Annotated in this window: 1 protein-coding gene; it reads right to left on the reverse strand. The window is 69.9% G+C overall.

Annotated elements, in window-relative coordinates; genetic code table 11:
• On the reverse strand, positions 1–531 hold a 531-nt coding region (locus SE92_RS31495), incomplete at its 3' end, for an ATP-binding cassette domain-containing protein (RefSeq protein WP_063202339.1).
• Positions 532–648 lie beyond the last annotated feature (117 nt).

Below are 648 nucleotides of genomic sequence, written 5' to 3' on the forward strand. Positions count from 1 at the left end.
GTCGCGGGTGAGGGGATCGAGCGCGCCGAACGGCTCGTCCATCAGCACGATGCGCGGCCTCGCCGCAAGCGCCCGCGCGACCCCGACGCGCTGGCGCTGGCCGCCGGAGAGCGCCTCCGGCAGGCGGTCGCGATGCGCATCGCGGTCGAGCTGCACCAACGCCAGCAACTCGTCGACGCGCGCTGCGATATCCGCGGCCGGCTCGCCCAGCAGTTTCGGCGTGATCCCGATATTGTCGGCGACGCTCAGATGCGGAAACAGGCCGCCAGCCTGGAAGACGTAGCCGATCCGCCGCCGCAGCGCGACCGGATCGACGCTTCGCACGTCCTCGCCCTCGACCGCGATGCTGCCGCCATCGGCCTCGATCAGCCGGTTGGCGAGCCGCAGCAGCGTCGTCTTGCCGGAGCCGGAGCCGCCGACGATGGCCAGAAACTCACCCTCGGCGATGTCGAGCGAGACGTCGTCCACAGCCTTGAGCGCGCCGAAGCTCTTGGTGACGTGGGCATAGCTGATGGTCGGCTCGGAAGGCATTCGTCGCAGCTCATTCTTCCTTACCCTCCCCTGGAGGGGGAGGGTCGCACGCGCGCCGCGCGGGCGGGGTGGGGTGATCTCTCAACACGGACACTGTTGGAGGCGGAGAGACCGTCA

Source organism: Bradyrhizobium sp. AT1 (genome assembly GCF_001590795.1).
Taxonomy (GTDB): Bacteria; Pseudomonadota; Alphaproteobacteria; order Rhizobiales; family Xanthobacteraceae; genus Bradyrhizobium.